Origin of the sequence: Paracoccus caeni (assembly GCF_016629665.1) — a bacterium.
GTDB classification, from domain to species: Bacteria; Pseudomonadota; Alphaproteobacteria; order Rhodobacterales; family Rhodobacteraceae; genus Paracoccus; species Paracoccus caeni.
The window spans coordinates 134,266-149,858 of record NZ_JAEPRQ010000006.1 but is presented as its reverse complement, the minus strand read 5'-3'; the positions used below and the strand labels follow the sequence as shown (position 1 = coordinate 149,858).

The 15,593-nt window shown below is 61.0% G+C and carries 19 protein-coding genes and 1 tRNA gene; 12 read left to right on the top strand and 8 right to left on the bottom strand.

The window, feature by feature from the left end:
* The first annotated feature begins 50 nt into the window (after window positions 1-50).
* From JJJ17_RS15330 to JJJ17_RS15300, 7 genes are all read left to right on the top strand, one after another.
* Entirely contained in the window at window positions 51-803 is a 753-nt protein-coding gene (locus tag JJJ17_RS15330; RefSeq protein WP_200687947.1) for a hypothetical protein, read from the top strand.
* A gap of 187 nt (window positions 804-990) precedes the next feature.
* Entirely contained in the window at window positions 991-2,565 is a 1,575-nt protein-coding gene (locus JJJ17_RS15325; RefSeq protein ID WP_200687945.1) for a Re/Si-specific NAD(P)(+) transhydrogenase subunit alpha, read from the top strand.
* A gap of 13 nt (window positions 2,566-2,578) precedes the next feature.
* Window positions 2,579-4,021, top strand: a complete 1,443-nt coding sequence (locus JJJ17_RS15320) for an NAD(P)(+) transhydrogenase (Re/Si-specific) subunit beta (RefSeq protein WP_200687942.1) — start codon at window positions 2,579-2,581, stop codon at window positions 4,019-4,021.
* 87 nt (window positions 4,022-4,108) lie between these two features.
* Window positions 4,109-5,086, top strand: coding sequence for a hypothetical protein (locus tag JJJ17_RS15315; protein WP_200687940.1), 978 nt, complete (start codon window positions 4,109-4,111; stop codon window positions 5,084-5,086).
* Between the two features lie 159 nt (window positions 5,087-5,245).
* Entirely contained in the window at window positions 5,246-6,685 is a 1,440-nt protein-coding gene (locus JJJ17_RS15310) for an NCS1 family nucleobase:cation symporter-1 (protein WP_200687938.1), read from the top strand.
* A gap of 12 nt (window positions 6,686-6,697) precedes the next feature.
* Window positions 6,698-8,005: a DUF3422 family protein gene (locus JJJ17_RS15305; protein WP_200687936.1), complete on the top strand. Its 1,308-nt coding sequence runs from the start codon at window positions 6,698-6,700 to the stop codon at window positions 8,003-8,005.
* Window positions 8,006-8,160: 155 nt separating this feature from the next.
* Window positions 8,161-8,505: an arsenate reductase family protein gene (locus JJJ17_RS15300; protein ID WP_234464141.1), complete on the top strand. Its 345-nt coding sequence runs from the start codon at window positions 8,161-8,163 to the stop codon at window positions 8,503-8,505.
* 3 nt (window positions 8,506-8,508) lie between these two features.
* Here the strand turns inward: JJJ17_RS15300 and JJJ17_RS15295 are convergent, their stop codons facing one another.
* The 4 genes from JJJ17_RS15295 to JJJ17_RS15280 all read right to left on the bottom strand — a co-directional run bounded on the left by JJJ17_RS15295 (window position 8,509) and on the right by JJJ17_RS15280 (window position 11,449).
* A complete protein-coding gene (locus JJJ17_RS15295) occupies window positions 8,509-8,934 on the bottom strand; it encodes a TIGR01244 family sulfur transferase (RefSeq protein ID WP_200687934.1) in 426 nt (141 codons plus the stop codon).
* Between the two features lie 107 nt (window positions 8,935-9,041).
* Window positions 9,042-9,722, bottom strand: coding sequence for a phosphoglycolate phosphatase (gene gph / locus JJJ17_RS15290; protein WP_200687932.1), 681 nt, complete (start codon window positions 9,720-9,722; stop codon window positions 9,042-9,044).
* Complete coding sequence (locus JJJ17_RS15285) at window positions 9,719-10,273, bottom strand: thioredoxin family protein (RefSeq protein ID WP_200687930.1); 555 nt, start codon at window positions 10,271-10,273, stop codon at window positions 9,719-9,721. Before JJJ17_RS15285 ends, gph begins: the two co-directional genes overlap by 4 nt.
* Window positions 10,274-10,480: 207 nt before the next feature.
* The gene (locus JJJ17_RS15280; RefSeq protein ID WP_200687928.1) at window positions 10,481-11,449 is read right to left on the bottom strand and encodes an MBL fold metallo-hydrolase; all 969 of its coding nucleotides are present in this window, start codon (window positions 11,447-11,449) and stop codon (window positions 10,481-10,483) included.
* 280 nt (window positions 11,450-11,729) lie between these two features.
* On the opposite strand from JJJ17_RS15280, the gene JJJ17_RS15275 reads away from it, so the two are divergent.
* The 3 genes from JJJ17_RS15275 to grxD all read left to right on the top strand — a co-directional run bounded on the left by JJJ17_RS15275 (window position 11,730) and on the right by grxD (window position 12,698).
* Window positions 11,730-11,897: a hypothetical protein gene (locus JJJ17_RS15275; RefSeq protein WP_200687926.1), complete on the top strand. Its 168-nt coding sequence runs from the start codon at window positions 11,730-11,732 to the stop codon at window positions 11,895-11,897.
* 118 nt (window positions 11,898-12,015) lie between these two features.
* The gene (locus JJJ17_RS15270) at window positions 12,016-12,258 is read left to right on the top strand and encodes a BolA/IbaG family iron-sulfur metabolism protein (protein WP_200687924.1); all 243 of its coding nucleotides are present in this window, start codon (window positions 12,016-12,018) and stop codon (window positions 12,256-12,258) included.
* A 68-nt stretch (window positions 12,259-12,326) separates the two neighbouring features.
* Window positions 12,327-12,698 carry a Grx4 family monothiol glutaredoxin gene (gene grxD / locus JJJ17_RS15265; RefSeq protein ID WP_200687922.1) on the top strand — a complete coding sequence of 124 codons (372 nt, stop codon included), beginning with the start codon at window positions 12,327-12,329 and terminating at the stop codon, window positions 12,696-12,698.
* Between the two features lie 71 nt (window positions 12,699-12,769).
* Here the strand turns inward: grxD and JJJ17_RS15260 are convergent, their stop codons facing one another.
* A complete protein-coding gene (locus JJJ17_RS15260; RefSeq protein WP_200687920.1) occupies window positions 12,770-13,411 on the bottom strand; it encodes a phage holin family protein in 642 nt (213 codons plus the stop codon).
* A 7-nt stretch (window positions 13,412-13,418) separates the two neighbouring features.
* Complete coding sequence (locus tag JJJ17_RS15255) at window positions 13,419-13,853, bottom strand: DUF883 family protein (RefSeq protein WP_200687918.1); 435 nt, start codon at window positions 13,851-13,853, stop codon at window positions 13,419-13,421.
* 200 nt (window positions 13,854-14,053) lie between these two features.
* On the opposite strand from JJJ17_RS15255, the gene JJJ17_RS20710 reads away from it, so the two are divergent.
* Window positions 14,054-14,611 (top strand): excalibur calcium-binding domain-containing protein, encoded by a 558-nt coding sequence (locus JJJ17_RS20710; protein WP_200687916.1) that lies wholly within the window; start codon window positions 14,054-14,056, stop codon window positions 14,609-14,611.
* A gap of 40 nt (window positions 14,612-14,651) precedes the next feature.
* Here the strand turns inward: JJJ17_RS20710 and JJJ17_RS15245 are convergent.
* A tRNA-His gene (locus JJJ17_RS15245) sits at window positions 14,652-14,728 on the bottom strand.
* A 103-nt stretch (window positions 14,729-14,831) separates the two neighbouring features.
* Here JJJ17_RS15245 and JJJ17_RS15240 point away from each other — a divergent pair.
* Window positions 14,832-15,059, top strand: a complete 228-nt coding sequence (locus JJJ17_RS15240) for a DUF6324 family protein (protein ID WP_200687914.1) — start codon at window positions 14,832-14,834, stop codon at window positions 15,057-15,059.
* On the opposite strand, the gene JJJ17_RS15235 is transcribed toward JJJ17_RS15240, so the two are convergent.
* Complete coding sequence (locus JJJ17_RS15235) at window positions 15,040-15,504, bottom strand: MmcB family DNA repair protein (RefSeq protein WP_234464140.1); 465 nt, start codon at window positions 15,502-15,504, stop codon at window positions 15,040-15,042. The two genes, JJJ17_RS15240 and JJJ17_RS15235, sit on opposite strands and share 20 nt — an antisense overlap.
* Between the last annotated feature and the right edge of the window lie 89 nt (window positions 15,505-15,593).

Genomic DNA, 15,593 nt, shown 5'->3' with positions numbered 1-15,593 from the left:
GACAGAGACGCTAAACCGGTGTCTGCAAAGAGAAAAACTGGAGGCCAGCAATGACCCAAGACCCGAACGATCCGAACCGTCCCATTCCGCCGGTCGATGAACCGGCAGTTTCCAAGGAAACCTATGTCGAGCCGGTCGAGCGTCGGTCCTCGCCTTTGCCGCTGATCATCGGCGTGCTTCTGGCGCTGGCCCTGGCCTATTTCGTCCTGCAGCGCTTCATGGGCAACGATGATGTGGCCGTCGAAGGCGACACCACCACCGTGACCACCACCGACGCACCCGCCGAGGCTGCAGCCGACGACGCAGAAGCCGCCGCCGATGCAGAAGCTGCTGCGGATGATGCGGAAGCCGCTGCTGACAGCGCTGCCTCGGAAGCTGATGCCGCTGCCGATGACGCCGCTGCCGCAACCGACGCTGCCGCTGATGATGCAGCCGCTGCGACCGATGCTGCTGCGGATGACGCTGCTGCTGCGGCTGACAGTGCCGCCGACGCTGCTGGTGCCGCCGCTGACGACGCTGCAACCGCAGCCGACAATGCCGTCGATGCGGCAGGCGCTGCCGCCGATGACGCGGCAACTTCGGCAGGCGAGGCGGTCGATAACGCCGCTGAAGCTGCTGGTAATGCCGCCGACGCTGCTGCCGATGCAGCGGGCAATGCCGCAGACGCCGCGCAGGACGCTGCAAGCGATGCAGCCGATGCCGTGGATGATGCGATCTCGGTCGAAGAGCCCGCCGCCACCACGCCCCCGGCCACTCCGGCACCGGATGCTGACAGCACCACGACCCCGGCTCCGGCCAACTGATCCGCCAAAGGCCGCAAGGCCCGGCGACAAGACCGTCCGCAGCTATCTGCGGGCGGTTTTTTGTTGCGCTGCCTGAGGCAGAGCAATCACTCCATTATAATCTCTGAATAGGTCGAACACACACTTGTGAAACTTTGTTGCGCAGTGCTATGCATCTGCGACATCGGAACCAGCGAGGGCGCAGACCATGAAGATAGGCGCGTTGACGGAGGTTTTTGAGGGTGAGGCAAGGGTGGCGATTACGCCATCTTCGGCCGCGCACCTGCAAAAGCTGGGGCATGAGGTTTTCGTCGAAGGAGGCGCGGGCGTCCGGTCCGGTTTTTCGGACGATGATTATCGCGCAGCAGGGGTGACGGTCGAACCGGGTGCCGCCGCGCTGATCGGTGCGGTCGATGTGGTCGCCAAGGTGCGTCAGCCGACCGAAGAAGAATTGCATCAGATGAAGGACGGCCAGACGCTGATTTCCTTCTTCTATCCCGGCCAGAACCCCGAATTGCTTGCGCTTGCCAAGGATAAGGGCGTCACCGCTATCGCCATGGACATGGTCCCCCGGATCAGCCGGGCGCAGAAGATGGATGCGCTTTCTTCGATGGCGAATATCGCCGGTTACCGTTCGGTGATCGAGGCCGCGAATAACTTTGGCCGCTTCTTCACCGGGCAGGTGACGGCGGCGGGCAAGGTGCCGCCGGCCAAGGTGCTGGTCGTCGGGGCAGGGGTTGCGGGTCTGGCGGCCATCGGCACCTCGGTCAGCCTTGGCGCGCAGGTCTATGCCTTCGATGTGCGCCCGGAAGTGGCCGAGCAGATCGAATCGATGGGCGCCGAATTCGTGTTCCTTGATTTCGAAGAACAGGCGCAGGACGGGGCCGCGACAGGCGGCTATGCCGCGCCGTCCAGCCCGGAATTCCGTGAAAAGCAGCTTGCCAAATTCCGCGAGCTTGCGCCGCAGATGGATGTGGTCATCACCACCGCGCTGATCCCCGGTCGCGACGCTCCGAAGCTGTGGACCCGCGACATGGTCGAGGCGATGAAGCCCGGCAGCGTCATCGTGGACCTTGCCGCCGAAAAGGGCGGCAATTGCGAGCTGACCATCCCGGACGAGCGTTTCGTGACCGAAAATGGCGTGACCATCATCGGCTATACCGATTTCCCGTCGCGGATGGGCACGCAGGCGTCCGAGCTTTATGGAAACAATATCAGGCACTTCATGACTGATCTTACGCCAAAGAAAGATGGCGTGATCGATCACAACATGGAAGACGACGTGATCCGGGGCGCGACCGTGACCCACGATCATGACGTGACCTGGCCGCCACCCCCGCCAAAGATCGCGGCGATTGCGGCACAGAAGCCGAAAGAGAAGAAGAAGGAACTGACGGTCGAACAGCGCAAGGCCGCCGAACTGGCCGCGTTTCAGGCCGAAACCCGCAGTCAGGTCGGGTTGCTGGCCGGGGGCGCCGTGGTTCTGTTGCTGATCGGGCTGGTCGCGCCGTTCAGCTTCATGCAGCATTTCATCGTCTTCGTGCTGGCCTGTTTCATCGGCTTCAAGGTCATCTGGAACGTGGCCCATTCGCTGCATACGCCGCTGATGGCCGTCACCAATGCGATTTCCTCGATCATCATTCTGGGCGCGCTGATGCAGATCGGTTCCGGCTCTTGGTGGGTGGTGTTGCTGGGGGCGCTGGCGGTGCTGATGGCGGGCGTCAATATCTTCGGTGGCTTCATGGTCACCCGCCGCATGCTGGCAATGTTCCAGAGATCGTAAGGGAGAGGGACCTATGGAATACGGGTTTACCACCGCGGCCTATGTCATTGCCGCCGTGTTGTTCATCCTCTCGCTGGGCGGGTTGTCGGGTCAGGAAAGCGCCAAGCGCGCCATCTGGTACGGGATCGCCGGGATGGCGCTGGCGGTTGCCGCCACGTTGTTCGGGCCCGGCGCGGGCAATTGGTTCCTGTCGCTGATCATGATCGCCATCGGCGGCGGCATCGGTTGGGTCGTGGCACAGCGCGTGCAGATGACCGAGATGCCGCAACTGGTCGCGGCAATGCATTCGCTGGTCGGTCTGGCGGCGGTCTTTGTCGGCTTCAACGCCCAGATCGAGCTGGGTCGCGTGCTGCGCGCCAAGGCCGAAGGCGTGGTCGTTGACTTCCACGGCTTCGCCGCCGTTCTGGCCCACAAGACCCCCGCCGAAATCGCCATGCTGAAGATCGAGGTGTTTCTGGGCATCTTCATCGGCGCAGTGACCTTTACCGGCTCGGTCGTGGCTTTTGGCAAGCTGTCGGGCCGTGTCGATGGCAAACCGAAGAAGCTGTCGGGCGGGCATATGCTGAACGCCGCCGCGCTGGCTTTGTCGATCCTGTTGGGCGTGCTTTACTTTACCGGCGTCGGCCCGGCGGTGTTCTGGCTGATCCTGATCACGCTTCTGGCCTTCTTCATCGGCTGGCACCTGATCATGGGCATCGGCGGCGCCGATATGCCGGTCGTGGTGTCGATGCTGAACAGTTATTCCGGCTGGGCCGCCGCTGCCATCGGCTTCACGCTGGGCAATGACCTGCTGATCGTGACCGGCGCGCTGGTCGGCTCGTCCGGTGCGATCCTCAGCTACATCATGTGCAAGGCGATGAACCGCAACTTCGTCAGCGTGATCCTTGGCGGCTTCGGCGGCGAGACCGGCCCGGCGGCAGAGATCGAGGGCGAGCAGATCGCCATCGATGCAGACGGCGTCGCCGCAGCCCTGAACGAGGCGGACAGCGTGGTCATCGTGCCGGGTTACGGCATGGCGGTGGCGCAGGCGCAGGGCGCAGTCAGCGAGTTGACCCGCAAGCTGCGCGCGGCAGGGAAAGAGGTGCGTTTCGCCATCCACCCGGTCGCGGGGCGTCTGCCCGGCCATATGAACGTGCTGCTGGCCGAGGCGAAGGTGCCTTATGACATCGTGCTGGAGATGGATGAGATCAACGACGATTTCCCCTCGACCGACGTGGTGATCATCATCGGCTCGAACGACATCGTGAACCCGGCGGCGCAGGACGATCCGAACAGCCCGATTGCCGGGATGCCGGTGCTGGAAGTCTGGAAGGCAAAGCAGGTCTTTGTCAGCAAACGCGGGCAGGGGACCGGCTATTCCGGGATCGAGAACCCGTTGTTCTACAAAGAGAACACCCGGATGTTCTATGGCGACGCCAAGGATTCGATCAACAAGCTGCTGCCGATGATCGACTAAGGTGGCGCAAATTCAGGAAACGGGCACGCATCGCGCGTGCCCGTTTTCATATCGTCACTTCCACATCGCCTCGACGCCGGAGCGTGCATGACCCAGATCGTCATTCATCTGAAAGAGAGCGATCTTGGCCGCGCATTGGACGGCTGGCATCTGAGCCTCTACCGCGTGATCGACGATCTGGCCCGGCGTCAGGGGATTACGCTGACCCTTCGCCAACGCGACCGGGATATTCGCGTGGGCACGCGGACCATAGCCGATGACCGTTTCGCGGATGGCAACCTGCATATCATCGACGACAGATCTGTTTCCGCACCCGGCGTGCTGAATGCCGGTGTCGCCTATTTCTGGGAATACTGGCATCTGGACCCGATGGGGGTGAAAGCCTTCTCCTCGATTGGAGATCAGGCCTTTGACCCGGACGCGATCGACCCGGATCAGGCGCGCGATTTTGTCGAGACGCTGCGAGACCGATACGCACGCAAGCGCCGCTCGAAATACGATCAGCCGGGGGATCGGCGCAGCTTTCCGGCGGGCGCGCTGGCGGTGTTCATGCAGGGTAGCTATCCGCAATCCTCGGGGGCCGCGCGGATGGACGATTTCGAGATGCTGTCCATCGTCATGGATCAGGCTGGCGACCGGCGCGTCATCGTCAAACCGCATCCCTTGGCCAGCGATGCCTATGATCTGGCGCTGCTGCGCGACATGGCGCGGCGTGACCGGCGCATTCTGATCGCCGAGGCGAATGTCTATGACATCCTGCAAGCCTCGGCGGTGACGATCTCGCAGAACTCTACCGTCGCGCTGGAGGGGTTCATGTGCGGCATCCCGGCGATCCTGTTCGCGCGGTCGGACTTTCATCATCAGGCCGGAACCATCACCGCGCCGGAAGATTTCGGGCCGACCCTGCAGGCGCAGCTTGCCGGGGATCACGATTTTTCCCGCTATCTTTACTGGTATTTTACAAAACATTGCCTTGATCTCCACAGTCCCGACCTGCACAGTCAGATCTGGGCACGGTTCGAGGCTGCGGGCTTTGGACGAAGCGCCTTTGATCCGGCAGGATAGGCCCGCGATTCGCCCATAGCCCGGTCCGAAAGCATCCAGTCAAGGAAAGATGCAGAGAAACTGTTTCTTCTGCTTTAGCGGTTATCACGCTTCAGTGATACTTGATCGGTCGGGCGATGCGCGCTGAACTGTTCCGATCAGGAAACAGGAGCGCGCAAGATGGATCATCAGGACTTCACCCATATCCAGAGCGGTGATCCGTCGCTCTATAATGACGATCTGGCCCCGGTCCCCCACGCAAAACGAAGCTGGGGCTGGTTCGAGATCTTCAACGTCTGGAACAATGATATTCAAAGCCTTTTTGGCTATACGCTCGCCGCGTCGCTGTTTCTCAGCTACGGGCTGAACGGCTGGCTGACCTTTGCGGCGATCGTTTTCTCGGGCTTTCTGGTGATGTGGCTGGTGAACCTCTCAGGCCGGCCCTCGGTTCGCTACGGGGTGCCCTATGCGGTGATGGCGCGGCTGTCGATGGGGGTGAAGGGCGCGCGGTTTCCGGCGCTGATCCGGGGGATCGTCGCGATCTTCTGGTATGGGGTGCAGACCTATTTCGCCTCGACCGCTGTGGCGCTGGCGATCCGCGCGTTGTTCGGGATCGAGCCGGGCGCCGGGGCAGGGGGCTTCCTTGGGATGAGCGGGGTGGACTGGATCGCCTATGTCATCGTCGCGGTGTTCCAGATCGGGTTGTTCCTGATGGGGATCAACTGGGTCGGGCGGTTCCTGAACTGGGCCGGCCCGTTCGTCTATGTGGTGATGATCGTGCTGGCGCTGATGATCTGGTGGCAGGTCGGCAATGGCATCTGGGCCGAGATCGGCACCATCTTCCAGGCGGAAGAGGGCGGACGGAACCAGATCCTCGGCTTCATTGCGGTGGTTGGCACGATGGTCGCCTATTTCGCCGCCGTGGTGATCAATTTCGGCGATTTCTCTCGCTTCGTGAAGACCGAGCGGGAAATGCGGATCGGCAATTTCTGGGGCCTGCCGGTGTCGATGGCATTCTTTTCCTTCATCGCACTGTTCATCACGGCTGGCGGCGTCGTGCTGTTCGGTGAACGGCTGACCGATCCGACCGAACTGGTCGCGCGGGTCGACAACCTGACGCTGACGCTGGTTGCCGCCTTCACCTTCTTCATCGCAACCGTCGGCATCAACCTTGTCGCGAACTTCGTCCCGGCGGCCTATGACATCGCCAACCTGTCACCCTCGAAAATCAGCGCCCGGACGGGCGGGCTGATTACTGCGGCGATTGCCTTCATTATCGGGGGGCTGTGGGTGGCGCTGATCTCGAAAATCGGGATCGCCATGTTCGTCGAGACGCTGGGCGCGATCCTTGCCCCGCTCTACGGCATCCTGATCGCCGATTTCTATGTGCTCAGGAAACAGAAGGTGCCGATGGACGAGTTGTTCACCACCGATCCGTCGGGCAGTTGCTACTATGATCAGGGTTGGAACACGCGGGCGATTGTGGCAGTGGGAATCGCGGCGCTGTTCTCTATCGGAACGGTGTGGCTGCCCGCTCTTGCCGCGCTTTCCGGCATCGGCTGGCTGATTGGTGCGGTGCTGGGCGGGGTGCTGTATATCGTGCTGACCCGCCGCGAATGACAGGAGCATGGATTGGGCCCGGCTACAGAACACCCCCTGCGTTACGCGCTGGTCAATGAACTTCACGCCCGGCCCTCTCCGCGCTTCAAAGCTCCGGCCACGGCAGTTTTCGTGGCCTTTAAGGAACTGCACGATGCCGCCAACCGCGACCGCTCGCTGGATATGGCGCATCTGAGCGAACTGACCAACCGGCATGGCGGCCCGCGTCCCGACCCCGAAGAGCATCACTATCAAGGGCGGGTGGGTCGCCATGATCTGAAATGGGAAAGCCATACCGAATTCGTGACCTATATGGCCACCAATCCCGGTCTGCCGATCCGGCCTTTCGACCCAAGCGCCGCCTCGATCTTTTCCGAGGAATGGCAGGCCAATGCGCCGGGCAAACGGGTCGCTGCGGTGATGGTGCAGATCGATCTTCTGCCCGAAGATCCGGCAGAGGTGATGGCCCGGATCGGCGACTGGTTCGCCCGCGAAAGCCTGACCGTCGTCTGGGTGCTGGAAGGCGCGGCGCTGATCGCCGGGGATTTCCGCATCGATGCCGATGGCTGGATGCGTTTCGCGGTCTTTGTCCGCCCGGATACAGGCGAGGGCCGGATCGGACGCATCGTTCACCGGCTGCTGGAGCTTGAAACCTATCGCGCCATGTCGATGCTGGGACTGGGCCGCGCCCGGTCGCTGTCGCGTCTCCTGAACGAGCTTGATCCGCGCCTGTCGGCGATTGTCGATGCGATGACCGACGACAACCAGCCCGCCGATAAACTGCTGCATGAATTGCTGGCCGTGTCCGGCGAGCTTGAGGCGCAGGCCGTGCAGCATTCCTTCCGCTTCGGGGCCAATACCGCCTATGAGGCCATCGTGATGGACCGGATCGAGGCATTGCGCGAAGAGCGTTTCCTTGACCGGCAGATGCTGACCGAATTCATGCGCCGCCGCTATCAACCCGCCATGCGGACGGTCAAATCGGCCGAGGCGCGGCTGAAAACCATGCTGGAACGCGCCACGCGGGCCGGGGAATTGCTGCGCACGCGGGTTGATGTCGAACGATCGGCGCAGAACCAGTCACTGCTGGAACGGATGGACCGCCGCGCCGATCTGCAATTGCGGCTACAGCACACGGTCGAGGGGCTGTCGGTCGTGGCGATCAGCTATTACGCGGTCGGGCTGCTGGGCTATGCGCTTTATCCGCTGGCCCATCGCAGCGGGATCGACAAGGCCTATCTGATCGCCGGGCTGACGCCGCTGGTGGTGCTGTTCGCGTGGTGGGGGATGCGCCGGGTCAAACGCGGTCTGCACAGCAGCCATGACCGGGCGGATCTGTAATCTGCGGCTTTGTGACTTGTGGGGGCGGGGCAGGGCGCGCATAAAGCCCGAAACCTTCTTTTCGGAGCCGTGAATGCGCCTGTTCTTCGCCCTTGCCAGCCTGTTTGCCCTGTCGGCCTGCGGCGTTCCTCTTGTTCCCCTGATCTGAGGATATCATGACCAAGACTTTGAAAATGTTCGGACTTGCCCATTGCTCGACCTGCCAGAAGGCGCAGGCAGAGCTGGAGGCACATGGCTGGAATGTGGCGTTTCGCGATGTCCAGAAAGAGCCGCTGTCGCAGGCCGAACGCCAAAGCCTGGCCGATGATTTCAGCGACAAGATCATCAACCGCGCCAGCCTGACATGGCGCGGCATGTCCGAGGATCAGCGCGCCGCCGATCCGGTGACGATGATGGGCGAAAAGCCCAGCGTGATGAAACGCCCGGCGATTGTTGCGGGCGATCTTCGGCTGCTGGGCTGGACCGCGAATGTAAAACGCGCGCTGGACGTGCCAGCCTGACCCTCAGGCGTTTTTACCGGCAAGCGAGGCGACCAGCGGCATCACTCCGGTCAGATCGTAGCCGGCATCGGCGGCTGTTTGAAGAAGTTCGGCTTCGGGCAGTTTGCCCGCCTGATTGAGCGCCCATAGAACCGTGCAGCGATTGCCCGACCGGCAGAAGGCGATGACCGGGCCTTTGCCGGATGTCGCTTCGCCGAAACCTTCGATCAGGTCGGGGGTGATCTGGCCCGGATGGAAGGGCAGGTAGTGATATTCCATCCCCGCCGCGCGCGCCGCCTCGGCCATCACCTCGTGGTCGATGGCGCCGATTTCGTCATCGGGGCGATTGTTCACCAAAACCTTGAAGCCTGACTGCGCCAGAACCGGCACATCCTCGGGCTGGATTTGGGGCGAAACCGCAAGATCGGGGCTGAGTTGACGAAGATCCATGTGAAGCCTTCCGCTGGCAAGCTGTTCCGAATGAGGCGAAGCGCCTTTGAATGTCAAGCGCGCCGGGCGCAACATGCCGCAAGGCGGAAGCCTTGGACAAGAGGGATTCACGCCTCGGCGAATGTCGCGATCAATTCCGGCAATTCGGAGAACTCGTTGAAGGCGGCACGGTGGGTCAGTTGCTCTTCAGGTGTCTGTCGATAGCCCAGCCGGAACAGCAGAAACGGTACCGGAACTGCCTCGGCGCAGGCCGCGTCAAATTCGCTGTCGCCGACATAGATCGCCTGCGGCGCGGTCGGATGCGCGCCCAGATCCTGCAAGGCCTTCCGCAGCGGCGCCGGATCGGGCTTCTTTTGTGGCAGCGTGTCGCCACCGACGATCACCCCGAACAGATCGCGGATGCCGAAATGATCAAGGATCGTTGCTGTCACCGCCGCCGGTTTATTGGTGCAGATGCCCAGCGGATGACCCCGATCGGCCAGCACGCTCAGAGCTTCGCGAACGCCGGGATAAAGCCGGGTCAGCCCGGTCGCGTCGTGGTAGCGGTTCATGAATGCGGCAATCAGATCCGCCTGCATCGATGGTTGAAGCTGCAACGCCGCGATGATCTTCTGCCACAGCACCTCGACGCCGCCACCAATGAAACTGCGCACCTGATCAAGCGTCAGCGGGTCCAACTGAAACTGCTGCAGGGTCGCATTGACGCTGGCATGGATATCCGGCGCGCTGTCAATCAGCGTTCCATCAAGATCGAAGACGACCGGGCAGGGTGCCATACAGACATTCATGCAGTTTTCCACTTTATCGAGCAACCCATTGATGGGATTTGATCTTCCGGCCCCGTTCCGGTTCGGGCAATCAACAACATCGCCTCTAGCAATTCCTTGCGCGCATCCTCTGGACCGGCCTTTCGGGTCGAGGAATCGAACCTGCCACGGTAGTTCAGTTGACCTTCAGCGTTGTAGCCAAAGAAATCCGGTGTGCATTCGGCTCCATAAGACCGCGCAACTTCTTGAGATTCATCATAAAGATACGGAAAGGTAAAGCCGCGCCGTCGCGCCTCGCTGCGCATTTCCTCTGGGCCGTCCTGCGGATATTCTGCGACATCATTGGCCGAAATCGCAACGACGCCGATCCCGGCATTCTGCATCTCTTTGGCGTCGCGGACGACGCGATCCAAGATCGACTGGACGTAAGGGCAATGATTGCAGATGAACATGACCAACGTGCCGTTCTGACCTTTGACGTCATCCAGCGTCCATATCGTGCCATCGACACCGGGCAACGAGAAATCGTGCCAGGGCGCTCCAAAGTCGCAGATTGGTGGTGAGACCGCCATCAGAACCTCCTGGTGAAGCATCAATGCCGCGCGATCCTAACGCGACAAGAACCGGCGGGCCAGTTGCGATGTTAAGATTTATATTCCATAATACAGATTATCAAGATAACTGATACTGCCGGTTGTGCAGCCTGCTCTGCCACGCGGATGCAAACGCCCGGCTCTCCGACAGCAGAGAACCGGGCGCGTAATTCTTTCGGTCGAGCCTTAGCGCGCAGCGGCCATATAGGTCGCGATGCCGTCGGCGCGGATGTCGAAGGTCATCAAATCCTCGCCAACCGTCAGCGGACCCGTATAGGTTTCGCGGGTGTCGTTCACGATATCGGCGATGGTCGGTTCGGGATGCTCTTTGTCCGACAGGCGCACGATATGCGTATAGACGGCCAGCTTGGGCTGAATCTCGTTAAAAACCGTGCCTGCTTCCTGTGGCGAGATGTGGTGCGCCAGAACGCGGCCTGCATGCTCTTGCTTGCGGACTTCGGGATGGGCGGTGGCGACGGTGTTGATGATCAGGTCGGCCCCCCTGCCATTCTCGATGGTGTTTGGATCGAACTTGGTGTCGCCCGAGATCACCACCTTGCGGCCACCATATTCGGCGACATAGCCGTAATTCGGCGAGATATGGTCACCGTGATCGACTTCAATCGCCCGCACCTTCAGGCCGCCGCGATCATAGACGACGCCTTCTTCGGTGAATTCTTCGACCGCGATCTCGATCCCCTCGACCGGGTTGCCCTCATCCACCAGACGGATCTGAACGTCGTCGTCATAGGCGGTCTTCAGGCCGTCCATCAATTGCTGCGTCCCGGCCGGTCCGATCACGTTGAACGGCTCGCTTCGGCCACCATAGGGCGTGCCGATCCAGCCGGTCAGCCACAGATCGGGCATGCCGCCGGTGTGGTCCGAGTGGAAATGCGTCAGCAGAACCGCGTCCAGCGATCCGATCGGGATACGCATCTGCCACAGCCGGATCGTCGCGCCGCGCCCTGCATCGATCAGAACCTTCTGATCCCCTGCCTCGATCAGCGTCGAAGGTCCGAAGCGGTCGGGTCGTGGCGCCGGGGTTGCGGTGCCCAGCAACGTCACCTTGAAATCCTGCGCCGAGACCGCCGCCGCCGACATCAGCAGCATCGCCCCGGCCAACATCGTGCGGACTGTTTTCTTTGTGAGCGTCATCTTTCTCCTCCCGGGCATGACCCTGTTTCGATGGGCCGGATGTAACACGGGATGCTGAACATGGGTCATACAATTAAGAGTTGTTTTCATAACCTATAGTATATATATAGTCCAAAAATTGACTTTAATATAGACATATTCTGTAAAAAACATAACCATCAGATTTTTTATGCGATGTCGCGGGGCTGTCTGCCCACCCTGCCCTGCGGAACTTCCGGGCGGCTTCGGGCGTCATCTTTCTGAAGCTATTTTCACTTTGCTGTCAGAAAGGATAACGAGGATGAAACGATATGCGACGGCTGTTCTGGGGGTTTTGTTCCTGACGCTTGCGGCTTGCGGCGATAACGCGACCGAACGTGCGGCGACCGGCGGCGTTGGCGGTGCGGTTGTGGCCGGGCCGGTTGGCGCCGTGGTCGGCGGGACAGTTGGTGCGGCCACCGCACAGTGACCCCGATCAGGCAATAAAGACGAACGGCCGTGCAGAATCTGCGCGGCCGTTTTGCCGCAGACTTGCGAGCACTGAGCGCATCCCCTACATCATTCGTAACGGCAACAAGGATTCAGCCATGGCGATGGAAGCCCACGACATCGAAACCCTCATTCGCGCGGCCTTTCCCGATGCACAGATCACCATCACCGATCTTGCCGGGGACGGAAACCACTATTCGGCAGAGGTGATCGATGAAAGCTTCCGTGGTCAAAACCGGGTTCAGCAGCAGCGGGCCGTCTATGCCGCGCTGCAGGGCAAGATGGACGGCAAGGCGGGCGAATTGCACGCCTTGGCACTGACCACCAAGGCGCCTGACTGAACCCCTGCCCTACGAGACCGATTCAAGCCCACAAGACCGGGCCGCAGAGACAACAAAGGACTGACGCGATGAGCGAAGTGACCGAGGTGAACACGCAAATCCAGAACATCGTCGATACCAGCGACGTGGTTCTGTTCATGAAAGGCACCAAGGAAATGCCGCAATGCGGGTTTTCCAGCCGCGTGGCCGGTGTGCTCAACTATATGGGCGTCGATTTTCAGGACGTGAACGTGCTGGCCGATGACGGTATCCGTCAGGGCATCAAGGATTTCTCGGACTGGCCGACCATTCCGCAGCTCTATGTGAAGGGCGAATTCGTCGGCGGCTGCGATATCGTGACCGAGATGACGCTGTCGGGCGAACTGGATCAACTGTTCGATCAGAAAGGCGTCGCCTATAACAAGGAAGCCGCCGAAAAGATCCGCGAAGCCAACGCCTGAACAACTTCCAGATCGGTGCATAGAAAAAGGGCCGCGTGCGAAACGCGGCCCTTTCTGTTTCTGATCGGCAATCAGACGAAGTCATCCTCGTCATAATCCTCGCGACGTGTGCGACCCGGCGAACGCCGCCTTTCTTGAAGTTTGGCGGCCAGCGTGACGCCTACCGCAAAAGCCCCAAGCAGCTTCGCCATGCTTCCGGCATTGCTGTCACTGGCGCGCGCGACCTTGTCGCCCGCCGCTGACAGCCGGTCCGAGGTCAGTCCGACAGACTGCGCCACGCCCATGACCTTACGCTCGGCATCACTGGCAAGCTTGTTGGCCCGATAGCTGGCATCGTCCATCAGCGACGTGGCCTTGTTCCCGGCCATATCCAGAACGCGGTTCGCCTCGCCCCGGACCCGTTCGACGGCAGCTTCCTTGGCCAGTGTCACCCTTGCCTCGACCTCTCGCTTCAGATCGTCCGAGGTGGGCATCACATGCTTCGGCTTACGCGCCATCAAAAGCAGGATCAGCGCGATCAGGATGAAGCCCCCGCCGACCGTCAGCGAGGCAAACGTTGGGCCCCAGTCCAGATCATGCGCAAGCCAGGACCACAAAGCCGCCAGCAGAAAACCCAGACCGACGACCAGCACCGCTCCTGCCCCGACCTTCAGGCCGGTGCGCCGGGCGGTGTCGCCCAGTGCGAGTTTCAGTCTCTGCGCATAGTCAAACATTGCTTGCTCAGCGGCGAGCCAGAATCAGGCCGACCAGAAAGCCGACCCCCGCCGCGATGCCAAGCGCCTGAGCGGGATGACGACGCACCAGATCCGAGACCTCGTCATAGCGATCTTCGGCATAATGCGCGACATCGCGAGCCTTTTTCTGGCCGGTCTCATAAAGACGCTCTGCCTCGGCGCGGGCGCGACCGGCATATTCCTCGCCGACCTCACGGGCATGTTCGGCATATTCGCGACCCGTATCACGCACGCTTTGCGCCAGTTCGGCACCGCGCTCTTTCAGGCGATCCACATTGGCATTGCTGCTCAGGCGATCTGCGGTCTCACGCACGTCATCGGCCACACGGCGCGCACCGTCGCGCAGCTCGTCCTTGGTCTCGCGCACCACTTCGCGGGCATCGCGTTTCAGGTTTTCTGCCGTGTCCTTGGGGTTTGCCATTTTCTTGTCCTTTCTGGTGTCAACTTCACCTTCGGGACCTCAACACCCGCAATCGGTCATTGTTCCGCAGCACAGAAAAAAACGAAGTAGGTCGCACTGATATGTGAAGAAATTGCCTTCAGGCTATTCGTTTGAATTAATAGTTAACGAATCGTTAATGCAATCCATAGTGCAGAAGTTCTGTTGGGGGAGTGTTAACAATGAGAATATTCTTTGCTGCTTTGACGCTTACGGGGTTGGCAGCGTGTGGCAGCCCGCCCGCACCCGACGGCTTTCAGTATCTATCCACACCGACTTTGTGGGCCGAGCTATCGCGGACGAACGACACTCGAAAAATCATGGAGATCGAGGCCGAGCTCGGCGTGCGTGGCGCAACCCAATCGCCTTTGGCCGATGAATACATCGGGCGTAGAACCGGAGGCACTGTTGGCAGCGCTATCTATGCAAGAGCAGAAGCGCGGACGGGTGACAAGAACTGCTCCGACTTTGCAAGTTCGGCAGCGGCGCAGCGCTTTTTCCTGAACGAGGGAGGGCCGGTGTCCGATCCGCACGGGCTGGACCGCGACGGCGACGGCAATGCTTGTGAATGGGGCACTACTCTACGAACAAGCGTGAGCAACTACAGACGGTCTCGCGCGGTGCAGGCGGCACCGACACGAGCCACTCCTGCCCCGAGATCGTCCAGACGCTGCTATGTCGGACCACGCGGCGGACGCTACACCATCACGGCGAGCGGAAATAAGAGATACGGATGCTAAGTGATACCGTTTGGAGAAAGTTCGGGCGGGAGAGTTTTGATGGTACCGCCTCCCCGGCTCGAACGGGGGACCTCTAGATCCACAATCTAGCGCTCTAACCGGCTGAGCTAAGGCGGCACGGATGCGTTCTCTAACGCCGGATCGGTGTGGTTGCAAGCCCGACTTGCCGCGAAATCGTCGTCGCGCTAGAGAAAGCGTCAGCGAGAATGAGGATAAGCCCGTGAGCATCAACAGCCAAAGCGATACCGCCGCCAATCTGCAGGTTGGGCCGACCGATCAGGGCATGGTGCGTATCTATGTCGAGGGCAACGGCATCGACTTGCCGCTGGATTTCGACCCCGAAGAAGCGACCGAGATTGCCGAGGAACTGCTTGCCGCAGCCGAGGCCGCCCGCAGCATGGGCGGCAAAGGCAAGTCGGGCGGTAAGCCTAATAAACCCCGGCGCTGATCGATTCGGGATCGGTCAGCCCCTGCAAACGCAACGCCGCCGCGCGGGCAAAGTCGCGCAGCACTTTGTTTCGGCGTGCTCCAGCCAGTTTTGCCTCGGGCGCCATGCGCTGAATTTCTCCGCCATAGGGGTCGGCCAGGATCAGGCCCGCATCCTCGGGCAGCAGATCGACCGGGAAATCGCAGTCGATCGCCCAGAAATAGCGGTCGCACCAGTCAAGATAGCTCTGCCATTTCCGGTCACTGGCAAAATCCGCACGGCAGCTTTTGCATTCGATCACCCAGACCTCGCCCTTGGGGCTGAGGCTGATCACATCGACGCGCAGCCCGCGCGACGGCACAAACTCGGTCAGGACCGCATGATCCAGACTGCGCAGCAGCCGCGCCACGCCGCGCTGAAGGCGTTGTCCCGGCAAGGCGGGCATGGGTGGCAGGGTCGGTTCCATTCGCCAAGGATAGAACGAAAACGAAACATCCTGCAAGTGCCCTGCCCGGAGAGACTTGCGATGATGCTTGCTTGAAACGGCGCCGATTG